Source organism: Vibrio proteolyticus NBRC 13287, from assembly GCF_000467125.1.
In the GTDB taxonomy this organism is placed as follows: domain Bacteria; phylum Pseudomonadota; class Gammaproteobacteria; order Enterobacterales; family Vibrionaceae; genus Vibrio; species Vibrio proteolyticus.
The window spans coordinates 225195-244021 of record NZ_BATJ01000002.1; the positions used below are offsets into that span (position 1 = coordinate 225195).

At 51.5% G+C, this 18827-nt stretch carries 17 protein-coding genes; 12 read left to right on the forward strand and 5 right to left on the reverse strand.

The window, feature by feature from the left end:
* Positions 1-6 precede the first annotated feature (6 nt).
* Positions 7-1857, reverse strand: coding sequence for a signal peptide peptidase SppA (gene sppA / locus VPR01S_RS03640; RefSeq protein ID WP_021703949.1), 1851 nt, complete (start codon positions 1855-1857; stop codon positions 7-9).
* A gap of 204 nt (positions 1858-2061) precedes the next feature.
* Here sppA and VPR01S_RS03645 point away from each other — a divergent pair, with 204 nt between their 5' ends.
* Positions 2062-4065, forward strand: a complete 2004-nt coding sequence (locus VPR01S_RS03645; protein ID WP_040902255.1) for an NADPH-dependent 2,4-dienoyl-CoA reductase — start codon at positions 2062-2064, stop codon at positions 4063-4065.
* Positions 4066-4123: 58 nt separating this feature from the next.
* Here the strand turns inward: VPR01S_RS03645 and purU are convergent, their stop codons facing one another.
* Positions 4124-4957 carry a formyltetrahydrofolate deformylase gene (gene purU / locus VPR01S_RS03650; protein WP_021703951.1) on the reverse strand — a complete coding sequence of 278 codons (834 nt, stop codon included), beginning with the start codon at positions 4955-4957 and terminating at the stop codon, positions 4124-4126.
* Between the two features lie 296 nt (positions 4958-5253).
* On the opposite strand from purU, the gene yoaA reads away from it, so the two are divergent.
* The 8 genes from yoaA (at position 5254) to VPR01S_RS03690 (ending at position 14474) form a co-directional block, all read left to right on the forward strand.
* On the forward strand, positions 5254-7182 hold the full coding sequence (gene yoaA, locus VPR01S_RS03655) for a DNA repair helicase YoaA (protein ID WP_021703952.1): 1929 nt from the start codon (positions 5254-5256) through the stop codon (positions 7180-7182).
* A gap of 12 nt (positions 7183-7194) precedes the next feature.
* Positions 7195-7896 (forward strand): tRNA (adenosine(37)-N6)-threonylcarbamoyltransferase complex dimerization subunit type 1 TsaB, encoded by a 702-nt coding sequence (tsaB, locus tag VPR01S_RS03660; RefSeq protein ID WP_021703953.1) that lies wholly within the window; start codon positions 7195-7197, stop codon positions 7894-7896.
* A gap of 41 nt (positions 7897-7937) precedes the next feature.
* A complete protein-coding gene (locus VPR01S_RS03665) occupies positions 7938-8252 on the forward strand; it encodes a hypothetical protein (protein ID WP_021703954.1) in 315 nt (104 codons plus the stop codon).
* Positions 8253-8280: 28 nt separating this feature from the next.
* On the forward strand, positions 8281-8841 hold the full coding sequence (locus VPR01S_RS03670; RefSeq protein ID WP_040902235.1) for a Slp family lipoprotein: 561 nt from the start codon (positions 8281-8283) through the stop codon (positions 8839-8841).
* Positions 8838-9698 carry an alpha/beta hydrolase gene (locus VPR01S_RS03675; protein WP_021703956.1) on the forward strand — a complete coding sequence of 287 codons (861 nt, stop codon included), beginning with the start codon at positions 8838-8840 and terminating at the stop codon, positions 9696-9698. The genes VPR01S_RS03670 and VPR01S_RS03675 overlap by 4 nt, the downstream gene beginning before the upstream one ends.
* Positions 9699-9853: 155 nt before the next feature.
* A complete protein-coding gene (gene fadD, locus VPR01S_RS03680) occupies positions 9854-11542 on the forward strand; it encodes a long-chain-fatty-acid--CoA ligase FadD (RefSeq protein WP_021703957.1) in 1689 nt (562 codons plus the stop codon).
* Positions 11543-11634: 92 nt separating this feature from the next.
* The gene (rnd, locus tag VPR01S_RS03685; RefSeq protein WP_021703958.1) at positions 11635-12750 is read left to right on the forward strand and encodes a ribonuclease D; all 1116 of its coding nucleotides are present in this window, start codon (positions 11635-11637) and stop codon (positions 12748-12750) included.
* 107 nt (positions 12751-12857) lie between these two features.
* The gene (locus tag VPR01S_RS03690) at positions 12858-14474 is read left to right on the forward strand and encodes a peptide ABC transporter substrate-binding protein (RefSeq protein ID WP_021703959.1); all 1617 of its coding nucleotides are present in this window, start codon (positions 12858-12860) and stop codon (positions 14472-14474) included.
* 96 nt (positions 14475-14570) lie between these two features.
* On the opposite strand, the gene minE is transcribed toward VPR01S_RS03690, so the two are convergent.
* Genes minE through minC form a run of 3 tightly spaced genes read right to left on the reverse strand, consistent with a single transcriptional unit; the run spans position 14571 to position 16334 of the window.
* A complete protein-coding gene (minE, locus tag VPR01S_RS03695; protein ID WP_021703960.1) occupies positions 14571-14834 on the reverse strand; it encodes a cell division topological specificity factor MinE in 264 nt (87 codons plus the stop codon).
* 4 nt (positions 14835-14838) lie between these two features.
* Positions 14839-15651, reverse strand: coding sequence for a septum site-determining protein MinD (gene minD, locus VPR01S_RS03700; RefSeq protein WP_021703961.1), 813 nt, complete (start codon positions 15649-15651; stop codon positions 14839-14841).
* Positions 15652-15671: 20 nt separating this feature from the next.
* Positions 15672-16334, reverse strand: a complete 663-nt coding sequence (minC, locus tag VPR01S_RS03705; protein ID WP_021703962.1) for a septum site-determining protein MinC — start codon at positions 16332-16334, stop codon at positions 15672-15674.
* A gap of 192 nt (positions 16335-16526) precedes the next feature.
* Between minC and VPR01S_RS03710 the strand changes: the two genes are divergently transcribed.
* Genes VPR01S_RS03710 through VPR01S_RS03720 form a run of 3 tightly spaced genes read left to right on the forward strand, consistent with a single transcriptional unit; the run spans position 16527 to position 18807 of the window.
* Positions 16527-16811: a YcgL domain-containing protein gene (locus tag VPR01S_RS03710; RefSeq protein ID WP_021703963.1), complete on the forward strand. Its 285-nt coding sequence runs from the start codon at positions 16527-16529 to the stop codon at positions 16809-16811.
* Positions 16812-16840: 29 nt separating this feature from the next.
* Complete coding sequence (locus VPR01S_RS03715; RefSeq protein ID WP_021703964.1) at positions 16841-17812, forward strand: lytic murein transglycosylase; 972 nt, start codon at positions 16841-16843, stop codon at positions 17810-17812.
* A gap of 47 nt (positions 17813-17859) precedes the next feature.
* Positions 17860-18807 carry a LysR family transcriptional regulator gene (locus VPR01S_RS03720; protein WP_040902237.1) on the forward strand — a complete coding sequence of 316 codons (948 nt, stop codon included), beginning with the start codon at positions 17860-17862 and terminating at the stop codon, positions 18805-18807.
* Positions 18808-18827: the final 20 nt, after the last annotated feature.

An 18827-nucleotide genomic window follows, 5' to 3' on the forward strand; every position in this document is an offset into this window, starting at 1 on the left:
TGGTCTTTACTGGACGTCGCAGTTCAGGCAGAACGCATACTGACCTTTTGGATCATTGAAGCTGCTCAGCAAGTTCGCATCCTGGGTAATCTGACGGGCGACCGGTGCCAGAGAGGCCGGCAGTACCGAGCTGATATCCAGACCAAGATGCACTTTGGCCTGACCAACCAGATCCTGCAGGAACTGCTGTGCCGGAGAGAGCGGTTCTTCTACCCAGTACAGGTTGTATGATTCCATATTGGCCAGTTTGGCCGCCAGAATCACCGCATCGTCGAAGTCACCCATTTGATCAACCAGGCCACGCTGCATGGCATCCTGACCAGTCCACACACGCCCTTGAGCAATCTCATCCACTTGATCAACGCTCATCCCGCGGTGTTTGCCCACCAGACTGATGAAACGTTGGTAACCGTGTTCAATGCCCAGTTGCAGAGCTTGTGACGCGCCGTCATTCAAACCGGTTGTGAGGCCAACACCAGAGAAGGGTGAGGTACCAACACCGTCGGTGTACACCCCGAGCTTGTTCAGGCCTTTCTCAAACGTGGTGATCACGCTGAAAATACCAATTGAGCCGGTGAGGGTGGTCGGTTGGGCGACGATCTTGTCGGCGCTCATTGAGATCCAGTAGCCACCAGAGGCTGCCACACTCGACATGGAGACCACAACAGGTTTGCCTGCGGCCTTGAGCGCGTCGATTTCATTGCGGATCACTTCCGAAGCAAACGCACTGCCACCCGGGCTGTTTACGCGCAGCACAACGGCTTTGACTTTGTCATCATTGCGCGCCTCACGCAGCAGGGCCGCGGTGGTGTCGCCACCGACACTGCCACGAGGTTGTGAACCGTCCATGATGGCGCCGTTCGCCACAACAATGGCGATGTCGTCGTTGGCGGCGTTGAACGTTGGCTTGACGTTGGAAGCGTACTGGTAGTAATCCACGTAGTTGTAGCTGTCTTCACCATCGCTGCCAAATACATCAATCATCGCCTTGCGGGCTTGTTGGCGAGTGGCCAGCTCATCCACCAGGCCGAGTTTCTTCGACAGCGCCGCCAGGTCACCCTGAGTGGATTTCAGTTCGGTCAGGAACTCGTCCATGCTCGGAGTGAGCGTCTTAGGCTCAATCTGGCGATTCGTTGAAACGTCTTCAACGTAGGCGCCCCATAACTGACCGAGCCAGCGAGAAGCTGATTCACGCGCGGCGTCTGACATATCATCACGAATGAAAGGTTCAATCGCGGACTTGTATGTCCCGACGCGGAAGACGTGAGTATTGACGTCCAGCTTCTCAAGCAGCGTTTTGTAGTACAGTGTGTATGCACTGTAGCCTTTGATCATCACGGCCCCGTCCGGTGCCAAAAAGATCTTATTGGCGTAGCTGGCGAGGTAGTACTGACTCTGGTTGTAAAAATCCCCCACGGCATAGATAGGTTTACCTGACGATTTAAACTCATTCAGCGCTTTGGCAATGTAACGCAGTTTGGTCAGGTTGGTTTCAGGTAACTCACTCAGGGCCAGCACGATACCGCTGATCTTCGGATCATTTTTCGCGTGGCGAATGGTATCGACAACATCAAACAGGACGTTTTCACGTGGTAAATCCTGCCCAAACAGCGACCCGGCAAAGGAGTCCATCGGGTTGACGTAACTGCTTTGCTCCACAATTGGACCAGACAGGTTCAGAACCAGAGCGGATTCCTGAGTAATGCCCGGTGTCGGTGCTTGGGAATGTACATAGATGAAGTAAATGATGGCAAGAGAGGCGAGGAAGAAAAGGTTGCTGATGGCGAGACGGAAAAAAGTGATGAGTTTCCAAATCCCTTTAAATATCAGGCCGATAAATTTAAAAATCTTTTTCATCGTATCCCCACAGTGGCTACGGCCACTCGTGTTAAACGGTAAATTTAGTATTATTAGTAGCTTACATCCTACGTTACTTATTATATGCGAACAACCGTAAGATTGATCGGTGTTACAAAAATGTAAACGCTTGTTTGATTTTTGTTTGACTCAGGCATATTGTGGTCAGACCACAAGGATATAATAATGAAAGTGATGTCTGCCATGTACCCAAATCTGTTACAGCCTCTCGACTTAGGCTTCACAACATTAAGAAACCGCGTGCTGATGGGATCCATGCACACGGGTCTGGAAGAACATAAAGAAGGGCTGCACAAACTTGCGGCTTTTTATGAAGAGCGTGCCAAAGGTGGCGTCGGACTGATCGTTACCGGCGGCTTTTCGCCCAATTTACGCGGGCGTCTGCATCCGCTCAGTGCCGAATTCAGCAAACCCAAACACGCGCAGTCACATAAAGTGGTGACAGAGGCCGTGCACCGCCATGGTGGTAAAATTGCGTTGCAGATTTTGCATGCCGGTCGGTATGCAATGCATCCGTTTGCTCAGAGCGCTTCCGCGATTAAAGCTCCGATTGCCCGTTTCGCGCCAAGTGAGATGAGTACACGTCAAATTCGCAAAACTATCGACGCGTTTGCCAACAGTGCATCACTGGCACAACTGGCCGGCTATGACGGTGTCGAGGTCATGGGATCAGAAGGCTACCTGATCAACCAGTTTATCTGTAAGCGTACTAACATGCGCTACGACGAATGGGGTGGCAGCTATGAAAACCGAATGCGTCTGCCGCTGGAAATTGTCAAAGCGATCCGTAAAGCGGTTGGCGAGGAGTTCATCATCATCTTCCGTTTGTCGATGTTAGATCTGGTTGAAGAAGGCAGTACGTTTGAGGAAGTCCTGATGCTGGCCAAAGGGCTGGAAGAGGCGGGAGTGACGATCATCAACACGGGGATCGGCTGGCACGAAGCGCGTATTCCTACCATCGCGACGCAGGTGCCACGGGCGGCATTCAGCTGGGTGACCGAAAAAATCCGACCGCACCTCAATGTGCCGGTTGTCACTTGTAACCGGATCAATACGCCGCAAGAAGCGGAAAAGATTCTTTCATCCGGTCAGGCCGACATGGTGTCCATGGCGCGGCCATTCCTCGCGGACGCGTATTTTGTGGCGAAAGCCGAAAAGAACCAGTCCAATCTGATCAACACGTGTATCGGTTGTAATCAGGCGTGTTTGGACAATGTATTTAAAGGCCAGCGTGCCAGTTGTTTAGTCAACCCGATCGCTTGTCGTGAGACCGAGCTGGTGATCACGCCGAGTGACAATCCTAAAACCATCGCCGTGGTCGGCGCTGGTCCGGCTGGGCTGTCCTGCGCGACGACGCTGGCACGCCGCGGACATAAGGTGGATTTGTTTGAGCGCAATGATCGCATTGGCGGACAGTTCCGTTTGGCGATGCAAATTCCGGGCAAAGAAGAGTTTCGCGAAACCATTCGCTATTTTGCCAACCAGATCGACCTCACCGGGGTCAATCTGCACCTCAGTACGGACGCGACGTTTGATTTGTTGCAGGAGTACGATGAAGTGGTGATGGCGTCGGGCGTGGAGCCACGTAAAGTGACGATTGACGGCATAGACACACCGGAAAAAGTGGTCGATTACCAGACATTGATCAAAGAGAAAACCCCCGTTGGTGAGAAAGTCGCGATCGTGGGAGCCGGAGGTATTGGGGTCGATATTGCGACCATGCTAACGGAGCCGGCAGGTCACAATTTGGATGACTGGTTGCACGAATGGGGCATCGATAAGGAAATTACTCATCCGGGCGGTTTGTATCCGTACCCTCATTCACTCAGTGATAAAACCGTGTGGGTATTACAGCGGCGTAAAGGTCGGGTCGGCAAAGGGCCGGGTAAAACCACGGGCTGGATCCACAAACGCACTCTGGAAAACCGCGGGGTGAATCTGCTCGGTGGCGTCAGCTATGAAAAAATCGATCAGCAAGGGCTGCATATTTCGGTGGATGGTAAACCACAATTGCTTGAGGCCGATAAAGTGGTGATCTGTGCCGGTCAGGAATCGGTTCGTCCATTTGAGGACCAATGGGAACAGATGGGTGATAAACTGCACGTGATCGGCGGGGCGGATCACGCCGGGGAGCTCGATGCTGTGCGCGCCATTCGTCAGGGTGTTGAGCTGGCCATCAAGCTCTGAGTTGTTGGTATGCTGACCAAGAAAAGGCGCTCATCAGAGCGCCTTTTTTCATCGTGGCTTACAGGATAACGGTTTTGTTGCCGTACACGAAGACATGATCGTTGATCACTTTCGTCAGTGCTTTGCTCAGCACCGTTTTCTCAACATCGCGGCCAGCCTGGGCCATGTCTGAGGCACTGAAGTTGTGATCGACCGGAATCACATCCTGCTTAATGATTGGACCTTCATCTAGATCGTTGGTCACAAAATGTGCCGTTGCACCGATGATCTTCACTCCGCGTTCGTACGCTTGTTGATACGGCTTCGCACCGATAAACGCAGGCAGGAAACTGTGGTGAATATTGAGAATACGATGGTGATAGCGCTCCACAAAGCCTGGCGTCAGTACCCGCATGTATTTCGCCAGCACCAGATAATCGGGCTGATATTGTTCGATCACCGCCAGAACCTGTTGCTCGTGTTGCTCGCGGGTCAGGCCATCGTGTGACACGCAGTGATACGGGATATCAAACTTTTCCGTCAGACTCTGGAGTTTGTCGTAGTTGCCGACCACTGCGGCGATGTCGACATCCAGGCTACCATCGTAACTTTTCATCAGGATGTCACCAAGGCAGTGAGCTTCTTTGGTGACTAAGATCACAATGCGTTTGCGTGATGAATCGATCAGTTTGCGCTTGGTGCCTTCAGGCAGCGCATGATCCAAATCGGCGAGGAAGGTTTGATCGTTAAAATAACCTTCCAGTTCAGTACGCATGAAAAAGTGGCCGCTGGTGTTATCCACGAACTCATTGTTATGGATGATGTTGAGTTGGTGTTTGTAACAGATGTTGGTGATTTTTGAGATCAGACCCGGGGCATCAGTGCAGTGGGTCAGCAAGGTTTTCTTTTCCATTGAGTACAACTTCCATGCATATCATTGTTATTTGTGGCCGCATGACAACGACAGTCATGCGGTGAGTTGATTTAATAAGTAATCGAATTTGGATTTGGTTTCAACAAAATATCCGTGCCAACCGTTTGCCTTGTGCCTGCGTGTGCCGGAGGCGACAACTCATACTCAGTCAACAGAGTATCATTTCGTCGGGTCGCAGTTTAGCCAGCGGCTTGGAGGCTTCGCTGATTGCAGGTCGCGCTGCCGGTGTAAAACTGCCATAATCGCTGCCAACTCGATTCACTGCACACTTTGTTATGATTTCAAAAGTCTTCTCCGCCACAGGCGCACTCGGCAAAGCCATTCCGGGCTTTCAGCCCCGTCAGGCTCAGTTAGATATGGCCGAAGCCGTTGCCCAGACCATTCGTGGCGAAGGACAACTGGTCGTGGAAGCCGGAACAGGAACGGGTAAAACATTTGCCTATCTGGTCCCTGCTTTGCTGAGCGGCAAGAAGACCATCATCAGCACCGGCTCCAAGAACCTACAGGAACAGCTGTTCCATCGGGATTTGCCTCTGATGACTCAGGCGCTGGGATTTTATGGTCAGGTGTCCTTGCTAAAAGGCCGTGCCAACTATCTGTGTCTGGACCGCCTTAGCCGTCAGATGGTTGAAAGTCATACGCCGCAGTCGGATCCAACCTTGTTGTCCCAATTGGTCAAAGTGCGTGGCTGGGCGTCGGAAACCAAATCCGGCGATCTGGGGGAGTGTGAAGCGATTGCAGAAGACAGCCCGGTGATCCCAACGATCACGTCGACCAATGATAACTGCCTGGGCAAAGAGTGCCCGAGTTATCAAGATTGCTTTGTGCTCAAAGCGCGTAAGCGGGCGATGGACTCTGATGTGGTGGTGGTGAACCATCACCTGTTTCTGGCCGATTTAGCGATCAAAGAAACCGGGTTTGGTGAGTTGATTCCTGAGGCTGACGTTTTCATTTTTGATGAAGCGCATCAACTGCCCGATATTGCCAGTCAGTACTTCGGTCAATCGGTATCCAGCCGGCAAATTCAAGAGTTGGCGAAAGACATCGAAATCGGGTATCGCACCGAAGCGCGCGATATGCGTCAGTTACAGAAAGTGGGCGAGAAGCTGGTGCAGACGGCCGGTGACCTGCGAATTTTGCTGGGTGAGCCCGGATTTCGAGGCAACTGGCGTGAAGCCTTGAACTCCGCGCCGATTGTTCGTGAGTTAGAACGGTTGCAGGATGCGCTCGACTTTGCCCTCGATGTGCTCAAGTTAGCGCTTGGGCGCAGTCAACTGTTGGACACCGCCTACGAAAGAGCGACCCTGATCAAAGCGCGCATCGACCGGGTGTGTGATGTGTCGATCACCGGCTACTCTTACTGGTATGACACCACGCCGCGGCATTTCAGTCTGCACATTACTCCGTTGTCGGTCGCCGATAAATTTCATGAGCAGATTGAACTCAAGCAAGGTGCCTGGATATTCACCTCTGCAACGTTGGCGGTGAACGATGACTTTGGTCACTTTACTTCTCGGCTTGGCTTGCAACCGGCGCAGCAGTTTTCGCTGCCGAGTCCGTTTGACTATCAAAGTCAGGCGAGGCTGTGTGTGCCGCGTTATCTGCCGGAACCCAACAGCCCTGGGTTGGCAGACAAACTGGTGAACATGTTGGCCCCGTTGATTGAGCAAAACCGTGGGCGGTGTTTTTTCCTGTGCACCTCTCACAGTATGATGCGCGATTTGGGCGAACGTTTCCGGGAAACCTTGACTGTGCCCGTGTTGTTACAGGGGGAGACCAGTAAGCAGAAAACGTTGGCAGAGTTTATGGAACTTGGCAACGCGTTGCTGGTGGCCACGGGCGCCTTTTGGGAAGGGATTGATGTTAGAGGTGATGCGTTAAGCTGTGTTATCATCGACAAACTGCCTTTTACCGCTCCGGACGACCCGTTATTAAAGGCCCGGATTGAAGATTGCCGCCTCAAGGGTGGCGACCCGTTTGATCAGGTGCAGTTACCTGACGCGGTGATCACCCTGAAGCAGGGCGTCGGGCGGTTAATTCGTGATAAGAGAGACCAGGGCGTATTGATCATTTGCGACAATCGCCTGGTGACCAGAGACTACGGCGGGATCTTCCTGTCCAGTCTGCCACCGATTCCGCGGACCCGCGATCTCGAAGTGGTGAAAGAGTTTCTTATCCAGATTTCAGATACCAACGAAGTATAATCAGAGACATTAATGAGCACGAAAATTCTTGCCTTGGATACTGCAACCGAAAACTGTTCAGTTGCGCTTTTAGTCGCAGACCAACTTTACGTACGCAGTGAAGTCGCCCCGCGGGATCACACCAAAAAAATCCTGCCTATGGTGGACGAAGTGCTTAAAGAAGCCGGGCTGACATTGCACGAATTGGACGCGCTGGCGTTTGGCCGTGGGCCGGGCAGTTTTACCGGTGTGCGAATTGGCATCGGTATCGCGCAGGGGCTGGCCTTCGGAGCCGACTTACCTATGATAGGTATTTCCACGCTGGCGGCGATGGCCCAAGGGTCGTACCGGGTGCATGGCATGCAGCAGGTAGCCTGTGCGATTGATGCACGTATGAGTGAAGTCTACTGGGGACGTTTTAGCCGTCAGGCTGACGGAAGCTGGAATGAGATGGAGCCAGAATGTGTGATTCCACCATTGATGCTGGCAGAGCAAATTCAGGCAGATGAACGTATTTGGGGCACCGCTGGCACGGGATGGGATGCATACGTGCAAGAGCTGGCTGCGATTGAGTTGCAACGTACTCCGAGTGAAGTGTTATACCCGGATGCCCAGGATATCGCCTATCTGGCGACCTTTGAACTGGCGAAAGGCAACACGGTTGACGCAGAGCAAGCCAGTCCGGTGTATCTGCGCGACAACGTAGCCTGGAAAAAGCTTCCGGGCCGCGAATAATTCAGTAATGAGGCCACGTTGTGGCCTCGTAAAGGATTACCATGGTTTCAGTTAACGGTTTACCTCCTGCTTCCGTCCCCGGCAACCAACGGACCAATAAAGCGAAGAAAGCCGGTAAGAAAAATAACGTCAACCAGGCGCAGGGTAAAACACCGGCCGAGCAGACCAGTAAAGTTGCCGATGCCGTCTCTCACTCGATCCGCCAGGTTCAGCCGTCTGATGTTCACCAGGCGCGGTTGCAATACGATTTACCGGAAGGCAAAAGTCGGAAAGCCATGGAAGAGTACCTGAACGTTATGAATCAGGCCAAACGTGAGGAACTTGCCAGCCTGCTTGGGGTCGATATTTATATCTAACTGAATGATATTTTCGGGTGCGGCTGCCATGAAACTGTTTTCTCTGACCTCCATCTTTTCTTTCTCTGCCATCCTGTTACTGGCCGGGTGCGCTTCGTTACCGGAAACCCTCAAATCTGACTCGCCTCGGTTGATTTCTGATTATCAGGCGTGGTCGGTTCAAACAACGGCCGATGGTACACCTATTCGCCTTGGCGGCGTGATCGCCGCTGTCACGAACCTCGACAATAAAACCCGTATTGAAGTGGTGAACCTGCCAATCAGTGAATCCGGCAAGCCCGATATTGATAAAGAGCCACATGGCCGTTTTGTAGGGTACATTGATGGGTTTATCGATCCGGTGACGTTTGCCAAAGGCCGGATGGTGACGTTGTTGGGGACCTCACAAGGCACTGAGCAAGAGAAAGTCGGCGATTACGACTATCGTTTTCCGGTGATGCAGATCTCAGGCTACCACTTATGGCGTGTCGAAGAGCGAGTTGTCACCTATGATGATCCTTTCTTCTATCCGTGCATCGGCATTTACTGTCGACACCTTTATTATGATTACGGCCCGCGTGAGGGTAAGGTCATCAAAACCGTCAAATGAATTTCAATCACACCCGCTATGCGCTGGACTCGCTGACACTGGCGGCAGTGGAGAGTGGCGATGCACAAACGGCCGAACTGTCGGTCGTTTTTTTGCATGGCTGGCTCGACAACGCGGCCAGTTTTCAGACCGTCATGAATCATCTGTCAGCGCTCAACCCGAACCTGCACCTGTGCGCAATCGATTTACCGGGACATGGCCTGTCACAACATAAATCAGGTAGCAATTTCTACCCATTTCACGACTACATAGACGATGTTTACCAATTTCTGGCTAAGTTATCGCCAAACAGAACCTTGTTAGTAGGACATTCACTTGGTGCTTTGATTGCGAGTTGCTATAGTGCCGCCTTTCCTGAGCAAATCAGTGGATTGGTTCAGATAGAGGGCTTAGGTCCATTGGCGGAATCGCCCGACAACAGCGTCTCCCGACTGCGTAACGGGGTACTCGGTCGCCAGCGGATTCGACGCAAGCCACTCAGGACACTGCAGAGTGTAGATGAAGCCGTTCGCCGGCGGGCCAGCGTAAATCAGATCGAGAAATCGTTGATTGCGCCGGTGGTAGAACGGAGTTTACACCAACAGGACGGGCGTCTTTGTTGGTGTCATGATACGCACTTACAGTGTGATTCTTTGTATCGCATGTCTCCGGAGCATGCTCGTGCAATCCAGGCTGAGGTCCTGTGTCCTCAACTGGTGATCTTAGGCGAGCAGGGGTTCCAGCACTTACGGGCAGAGTCTGCTCTAAACGCTTCTGAAAAGACCAAAATCGTGACCATATCTGGTGGTCATCATTGTCACTTACAGCAGCCTTCTAGAGTATCTGATCTAATTTTTGGCTTAGTTAACAAAATTTAAACAAGTGTTTGAGTGTTTCGTGCTCAAGCGCTTTGGCTGTGATGTAATAGCAGAATAATAAAATGATGCTGTTGCACTGGGTTTGTGCACTTCTGTCCGCGTGCCTTGAGTGGCCATCTGACGCAAACCCCAGCCTAATAACGAGGAGTATCACAGTGGAAAAACCTTGGCTATCACGTTACCCAAGTGATGTGCCGGAAACTATTGATCCGGATAAATACCCGTCTCTGGTTGAGATGTTCGAGCAATCCGTTCAGAAATACGCTGACCAGCCAGCCTTTATGAACATGGGCTCGGTGATGACGTTTCGGAAGCTTGAAGAGCGCAGCCGTGCGTTTGCTGCTTACCTGCAAAACGAACTGAAACTAAAAAAGGGCGATCGTGTTGCACTGATGATGCCGAATTTGCTGCAATATCCGGTGGCGTTGTTTGGTGTGCTGCGAGCCGGTTTGATTGCCGTAAATGTGAACCCGCTGTATACCCCGCGTGAGCTAGAACATCAATTGTGTGATGCTGACGCAAAAGCGATCGTGATCGTCTCCAATTTTGCGAATACTCTTGAGCAGATCGTCGATAAAACGCCGGTAAAACACGTGGTGCTCACCAGTTTAGGGCAGATGCTGCCTCGTGCCAAAGGCACCTTGGTCGACTTCGTGGTCAAATACGTTAAAGGTATGGTGCCAAAGTACGATTTGCCCGGGGCGATTTCCATGCGTAAGGCGCTGCGTCAAGGGCGTCGTCTGCAATATGTTAAACCGTTCATGAGCGGTGATGACATTGCATTCTTACAATACACCGGCGGTACAACCGGCGTGGCAAAAGGGGCGATTCTGACTCACCGGAATATGGTGGCCAACGTGCTGCAGGCCAAGGGCGCTTACGGTCCGGTTTTGTCGGAAGGTCGAGAATTGGTGGTGACCGCACTGCCGCTGTATCACGTGTTTGCGTTGACCGTAAACTGCCTGCTGTTTATCGAAATGGGTGGCCAGAACCTGTTGGTGACCAACCCTCGTGACATTCCGGGCTTTATCAAAGAGTTGCAGAAGCACCAATTTACCGCGATCACCGGCGTCAATACCTTATTTAACGCCTTAATCAACAATGAAGACTTCCATGAGCTGGATTTCAGCAATTTACGTCTGGCGGTCGGTGGCGGTATGGCGGTTCAGCGTGCGGTTGCCGAGCAGTGGAAGAAAACCACCGGTTGTTATCTGCTGGAAGGTTATGGCCTGACCGAATGCTCGCCGCTGGTGGCTGCGTATCCTCACGATCTGACCGCGTACAACGGCTCGATAGGTTTGCCGGTGCCGTCAACGGAAGTTCGTATTGTCGATGACGAAGGCAATGCCTTGGCAAACAGTGAAACCGGCGAACTTCAGGTACGTGGTCCGCAGGTGATGCAAGGGTATTGGCAGCGACCGGAAGCAACAAAAGACGTGATCAATCATGACGGTTGGTTATCGACCGGTGACATCGTGAAATTTGATGACGAAGGCTTCCTGCACATTGTTGACCGTAAAAAAGACATGATTCTGGTCTCTGGGTTCAATGTTTACCCGAACGAGATCGAAGATGTGGTGGCACTGCACGGCAAAGTGCTGGAAGTCGCGGCCATTGGTCAGCCACATGAAGTATCGGGTGAAGTGGTAAAACTGTACGTGGTGAAACGCGACCCAAGCCTGACCAAGGAAGAGGTGATTGCGCATTGTCGTCAGCATCTGACCGGTTACAAAGTACCGAAACTGGTTGAATTCCGTGAAGATCTGCCAAAGAGCAACGTAGGTAAGATACTGCGTCGGGTGCTGCGTGAAGAGAACGATGCGAAACTGGCTAAAGCCGAGTAATTTCCCGTCGTAATCGTTTTTAATGCTAGAATGCCGACTTAATATGTCGGCATTTTTCTTTTCTCCCGATGAGAAAACAGAGCGAGAAGTTTGTGAACTATCAGATTATTACCCAAGTCAGTGAACTGGAAACCGTATGTCAGCAAGCGCGTGAGCGTGATGTGGTCATGCTGGATACCGAATTTGTCCGTACCCGTACTTATTATCCGCAACTGGGCTTGATCCAATTGTTCGACGGGGACACGTTGTCGCTGATCGATCCTGTGGCTCTGGAAGAAATGACCGCATTTGTGGAACTGTTGAAAGACGCGTCAGTCATGAAGGTTCTGCACGCTTGTGGCGAAGATCTGGAGGTGTTCCAGAATGCCTTTGGCTGTACGCCGGTTCCGATGATTGACACCCAGATCATGGCGGCGTTTCTTGGTCATGGCTTGTCAACCGGCTTTGCGACGCTGGTGGCCGAGTATCAGGGGCTGGAGCTGGATAAAAGTGAGTCTCGTACTGACTGGGTAGCGCGTCCACTGAGTCAAAAACAGCTAGAGTACGCGGCTGCCGATGTTTACTACCTCTATCCGCTGTACGACAAACTGCTGGCCGAAGTTCAGCAGGCCGGTTGGTGGGAAGCCGCGCAGCAGGAGAGTGATCTGCTGGTCCAAAAGCGCATCCGTACCGCGAATATCGACAACGCCTATTTGGATATCAAAGGCGCCTGGCAACTGCGTCCGAGTGAATTGGCTATCCTCAAGCCTTTGGCAACATGGCGCATTGAGTACGCAATGAAAAACGATCTGGCGCTGAACTTTGTGTTTAAAGACACGGATCTGCTGACCATTGCGCGGCTTGGTATCCGTAGCCCGCAGCGAATGGAGCAGGAAGGCATGGATCCTCGCTCAGTGCGCCGTCATGGCGGGCGGATTGCCGGGATCGTGAAGCGAGCGCAGCAGACACCTGCCGAGCAGTATCCGGAAAAAATTGAGCGCCTGATGGACTTACCTGGGTACAAACAGCTGTTCAAAAAGCTCAAGGATGAAGTAAAACACGTGTCACAAAATACCGGGCTGGCGAGTGAGTTTCTTGCTTCCAAGAAGCAACTGAATCAGGTCATCAGCTGGGTGTGGCGTAAAGAGCGTGATTCGGTGCGTCTGCCGGATGTGATGCAAGGTTGGCGTAAACCACTGTTTGGTGAAAAATTAGACTCTTTAATCTAGTCTAATCTATTGTCTCTTATAGAAAATTTGACGAATCCTTATCGCAAGCCTCATTTGAGTATGGTAAAAATGGGGTGATGCATTACATATGATAAGGATATCGATAAATGAAAAAAAACAGACTTGCCGGAGCGGTTTACGCCGCTCTGCTCTTGTCGCCGCTGCCAGTCAGCGCTGCAACCTTAGCCGAGGGCGACGTTTTAGCGAAAGAGCAGTTTCTGGTACGTGGCAATGGCGCAGAGCCAAGCACGCTTGATCCTGCATTTGTCGATTCTGGCTCGCCTGGGGATGTGATCGTTAACGACATGTTCGAAGGCTTGCTAATAGAAAATCTGCAAGGGGAAATTGTCGGTGGGCTGGCACAGTCCTGGCAAACATCCACAGACGGAAAGACCGTCACCTTCCACTTAAAACCTGCGACCTGGTCGGATGGCCAGCCGATCACCGCTGAGGATTTTGTGTTCGCCTGGCAAAGAGCGGTCGATCCGAGTACGGGAAACAGCACGGGCTTTAACCTGACGACAGCGAATGTGCTCAACGCTCAAGCGGTACTGAGCGGCGCGACTGACGTTAGCCAACTTGGGGTCGCAGCTCCGGATGCGCACACCTTTGTTGTGACGCTCACACAACCAACGCCGCACTTTCTCAGTATGATGAGCATTAAAACGTTCGCACCGGTGCCCAAACACAAAGTCGAAAAGTTCGGTGAAAATTGGACTCGTCCGGAACATATTGTCACCAGCGGTGCCTACACTTTAAAACGCTGGGTGCCGAATGAGTATGTAGATGTCACTAAAAACCCACGCTATTACGATGCCGAACATACCTACATTGATGGGGTGCGCTATCTGGCGCTTTCTTCCCAGAATGCCGAGTTTGTCCGTTTTATGTCGGGTGAGATAGACATGACCAACCGGGTACAACTGGAATACTATCAGAAACTGAGCAAAGACAATCCGAACCTGATTCGTTCACTGCGTTTGCTCGGAGCGTACGTGTATGATTTTAATACGCAACGGGCGCCGTTCGATAATCCGGATGTGCGTCGTGCCCTGAGTATGATGATCGACCGGGACACGTTGGTGGAGAAAGTTACTGGTCAGGGAGAGCCGCCAGCTTATTCGGTGGTGCCGGACATTATTCCGGATTACCGGGCGGCGCAGCCGGAATTTGCGAGTTGGGACACCACGCAGCGTATCGAGACTGCCCGGGCACTGTTGAAAGAGGCCGGCTACGATGATAAGCATCCGCTGAAGATAACGCTGACCTATAACACCAGTGAAAATCATAAACGCATTGCACTGGCGATTGCGTCAATGTGGAAGCCGCTGGGAGTGAAGGTTGAGCTGAATAATATGGAGTGGAATGCATACCTCAACGCCAAATCGAACGGCGATTTTACGGTAGCTCGCTCGTTTGCCTTTGGTGACTTCGCGGAGCCGTCTGCGGTATTGAACAGTTTTCGTTGTCATGACGTGAATAACAGCACCCAATACTGCAATGAACAGGTCGACAAGTTATTGCAAAGTGCAGCGAAAGCCAGCGATCAGCAACAACGTTACCAGTATTACGAGCAGGCAGAACGGCTGATCGTCAATGACGCCCCAATTATTCCGTTACACTTCTATAAACACACCCGGCTGGTGAACGCCAAGCTGAAGGGTTTCCCGGACAACAACCCGAAAGGCAATATCTACGCAAAAGACATGTATTTCGTTGAGTAATTAGGCGGGAATGACAGAGTGGCCAATAAAAAAGCAGGATGAATGACATCCTGCTTTTTCTTTTTCGTTGCTTGGTACAGAGCACCACCGATACGATTATTTTTCGTCGTCTGGTAGCTTAACGTTCAGCTCGAGCACGGAAATATCGTCATCTTTATGCTCAAACGACAGGTCGACCATCGACGGATCAACCGCGACGTACTTACTGATCACCTTAAGAATGTCTTCTTTAAGTTGCGGCAGATAGTTCGGCGCAGGATCGTTCTGGCTGCGACGTTCTGCGACGATGATCTGCAGACGCTCTTTTGCGACATTCGCAGAAGATTTTTTCTGCGGTCTGAAAAACTCAAGTAGTGACATGTCGCTAGCCTCCAAATAGTCGTTTAAAGATTCCTTTCTTCTGCTCCGTCAGGAAGCGGAAATCCACCTGGCTGCCTAACAAACGCTCGACCGTATCACTGTATGCCATACCGGCGTCTGACTGCTCGTCAAACACCACTGGCACGCCTTTGTTGGAGGCATTCAATACTGCCTGGCTTTCCGGGATAACCCCGAGCAGCGAAATATGCAGGATCTCTTCTACGTCTTCCACACTCAGCATATCACCCTGAGTGACGCGGGTAGGGTTGTAGCGCGTCAGCAGCAGGTGCTGTTTGACGGGCTCAAGGCCTTCTTCCGCGCGACGTGATTTCGAGTCCAGAATACCCAGAATACGGTCAGAGTCACGCACTGACGAAACCTCTGGGTTGGTTGTGACAATGGCTTCATCTGCAAAGTATAGCGCCATCAGCGCGCCTTGTTCGATACCCGCCGGTGAATCACAAATCACGAAATCAAAGCCCATTTCATCCAGTTCATCCAGAACGCGACGCACACCGTCACGTGTCAGCGCATCTTTGTCCCGGGTTTGGGAAGCAGGAAGAATGAAAAGATTGTCGTTGCGCTTGTCTTTGATCAGTGCCTGATTCAGTGTTGCTTCGCCATTAATGACATTGACAAAGTCGTACACCACACGGCGCTCACACCCCATGATCAAATCCAGATTTCGCAGACCGATGTCAAAATCGATCACTGCGGTTTTTTTGCCTTTCATCGCGAGGCCAGATGCGATGGCCGCGCTGGACGTGGTTTTACCCACCCCACCTTTACCTGACGTAACAACGATAATGCGTGCCATTATGTGTTTTCCTTATTTTCTTAAATGGTGAGCGTTTCGATATGAAGAGAGTCATCCTGGGTGGACACCATGACTTTCTTCTGCCAGAACTCACGTTCAATTTTGTCGCTGAGCCAGTAACTGCCTGCGATAGACACCAGCTCGGCTTGTAAATCATGGCAAATGATCTTTGCGTCTTTCTGACCACTTGCCCCGGCAATCGCGCGGCCACGGAGCGTTCCGTGGATATGGATAGAACCGTCGGCAATAACTTCTGCACCGGCACTGACATGGTTCATGATCACCAAATCGCCGTCTTTCGCGTACACCTGCTGCCCGGAGCGGATAGGGGTACGAACTACTTTGGTAGGCGCCATTTTTGCTGGTGCCTTAGACGGTGATTTACTGGCAGACATGATGGCGAACCCGGAACGGGATGCCAAATTCTGCATGCGTTTGTCTTTACTGCCTGTGATCCCGACCGGGATCATGCCTGCATCGGTGATGCCTTGTTTTAATGCAGTGAAATCGATGTCTTCCTTCACCTGCTCAATATTGATCACCACTGGTGCTGAGGCGAAGAAGGCCGGTGCCTGCTCAACCTTCTCTTTGAGAAATTCAATGGTTTTTGGGACATCATTGTCAGAAAGATGCAAAACTGACAAAGTAAAGCTGCTACCTTTTAGGTCAGGGGAAGATGACATATGGCTACATTGACCTCAATAACTCATCGCCTCATAAGAAAGGGCGTTGCTTGGAACCTGGGTATTCATGTTATATTCCCCGCCATAGCACAGCAAGTTATGTTGCTGTCAAATGGTCGTTTTAGTTGCAATTTTAGCTAATTGTTTACGAAACTGAGACAAATACTCAGCCTTCGTGGCAAAAGGAACACTATGCTCTGTTCAATTTACAAAAGTTCGAAAAAAGAAGGTACCTATCTCTATCTCCCGAAAAAGGATGATTTTTCACAGGTTCCTGACACACTCATGCAGATGTTCGGCAAACCTGTTTTCGTGATGATGATTAAGATGGACGGGCGTCAGCTGGCCCAGGTTGATATCGAAAAAGTGAAAGCGTCTATGAACGAAGAGGGCTTTTTCCTGCAACTACCACCGCCACCAGAAAATCTGCTGGAACAATACAAAGAACGCAAAGCTCAGCAAAATAGCAAAGGTTGAGTGACCAATAATTGCTCAAGGAGGGCAATTTGAAAAAACTATTGTCAGTCGTATTAGGTTTAAGTTTGGCGACCAGCGCAGTGGCCAACGAGCAAAGCTTTGAGCAGTACGTCGAAGGTCTCAAACAAGAAGCACTCAAAAATGGCATTTCTCAGCAAGTGGTTGATGATGCGTTCAAAAACGTTACGTACAAGCCACGGGCAGTCAAAGCCGATCGTAATCAGCCCGAAAAAAAACTCACGCTGGATGAATACATCCCGCGTGCTGTTCCGGCGTGGAAAGTCAAGCAGGCTCGTAAGCTCTATCAGGAGCACTACGCGGCGCTTAAACGCATCGGTGAAGAGTACGGTGTCCAACCGCGTTACATTGTGGCGTTGTGGGGCGTTGAGAGCAATTTCGGTAAGTTCACCGGGGGGTACAGCGTGATCGATGCGCTGTCGACCATGGCTTATGACGGCCGCCGTGAAGCGTTTTTCCGCAAAGAAGCGATGGCGGCGCTGGAAATCATTCAGCAAGGTCATATTAAAGCGGATGACATGAAAGGCTCCTGGGCGGGCGCGATGGGGCAATGTCAGTTTATGCCAAGCTCGTTCTTGTCGTTTGCGGCAGACGGTAACGGTGATGGCAAAAAAGACATCTGGGGAACGCAGGCAGATGTGTTTGCTTCCACGGCTAATTACCTCAGTCAGTCTGGCTGGGACGACAACTACACTTGGGGGCGCCAGGTCAAAGTACCGCACGGTATCGACAAAAGCCTGGAAGGGCGCGATGAAGCCAAAGGTAAGTATTTGCAGGAATGGAGCAAGCTGGGCGTGACCCGTTACAACGGTCAACCACTACCGACACTGGACAACGACATCAAGGCCTGGTTGATCATGCCGGACGATGAGAACGGCCGCACTTATCTGGTCTACAACAACTACAATGTGTTGATGAAGTGGAACCGGTCGTATTACTTTGCCTTAGCGGTCAGCCATCTGGCGGATGCCATCATCTACTGATTTTCAGGGGCTCACTAGAGCCCCTTCATCTTTCTGAGGATATTGCCGTGCTTTCTGAACGAGCCGCCCAAATGGTGATTTTTGCTGCGCTGGTGAAACACCAGAGTTTTACGGCGGCGGCGAAGAGTCTGGGGGTGTCTGTCTCTCATGTCAGCAAACAGCTGAATGTGTTGGAAGAGTCGCTGGGGCTCAAGTTGATACAGCGCACTACCCGGACATTCACCCCGACTCAAGCTGGGCTGCAATTTCATCAGCACTGTGCTCGTTTGGTTGAAACGATCAATACGGCTCAGTATGAAATGGAGAGTCAACGTGATGAAGTCTCCGGCCTGGTGCGGCTGGGAATGTCACAATCGTTCGGGACGTTACATATCATTCCCGCCATGGATGAGCTTCGCCAGCGCTACCCGAACCTGCAAGTGGAAGTCCATTTATTCGATTATCGCGTTGATATGCTCGAAGAGGGCTTAGATCTGTGGATTACCAATAACGAACACTTGCCGGAAGGGTACATCGCCCAGCGTCTGGCCGACTGTCAGTTTGTGGTGGCCGCATCGCCAGATTATCTGGTTCAGCACGACACGCCACAAACACCGGATGAGCTCGCGCAGCATAATTGTTTGATTTATCGCTGTTGGGAGCGTGATTACACCAGTTGGGCGTTTTCCCGCGCTGGTGAGGAACTGTTTGTCAAAGTCTCCGGAAACTATTCGGTCGATTTGGCCGAGGCGGTACGTGACGCTGCGGTTGCCGGATGGGGCGTGGGGTATCTGGCCACGTATCTGCTGCGCGATGAGTTTCGCAGCGGTAAACTGATTCAGTTGTTACCGGACTGGCGCGCCAGTCAGTCGATGCCGTTTTACGCTGTATACCCAAGCCGTAAGCATATGCCGAAAAAAACCTCAGCCGTGATCGAGTTTATCCGGCAGAAGATCGGTTCCCCCTGCCATTGGGATCAGAATCTCGCTGCTTATATCCGCACACCTAAAGTGTGATTTCTAGCACGATTATTTCC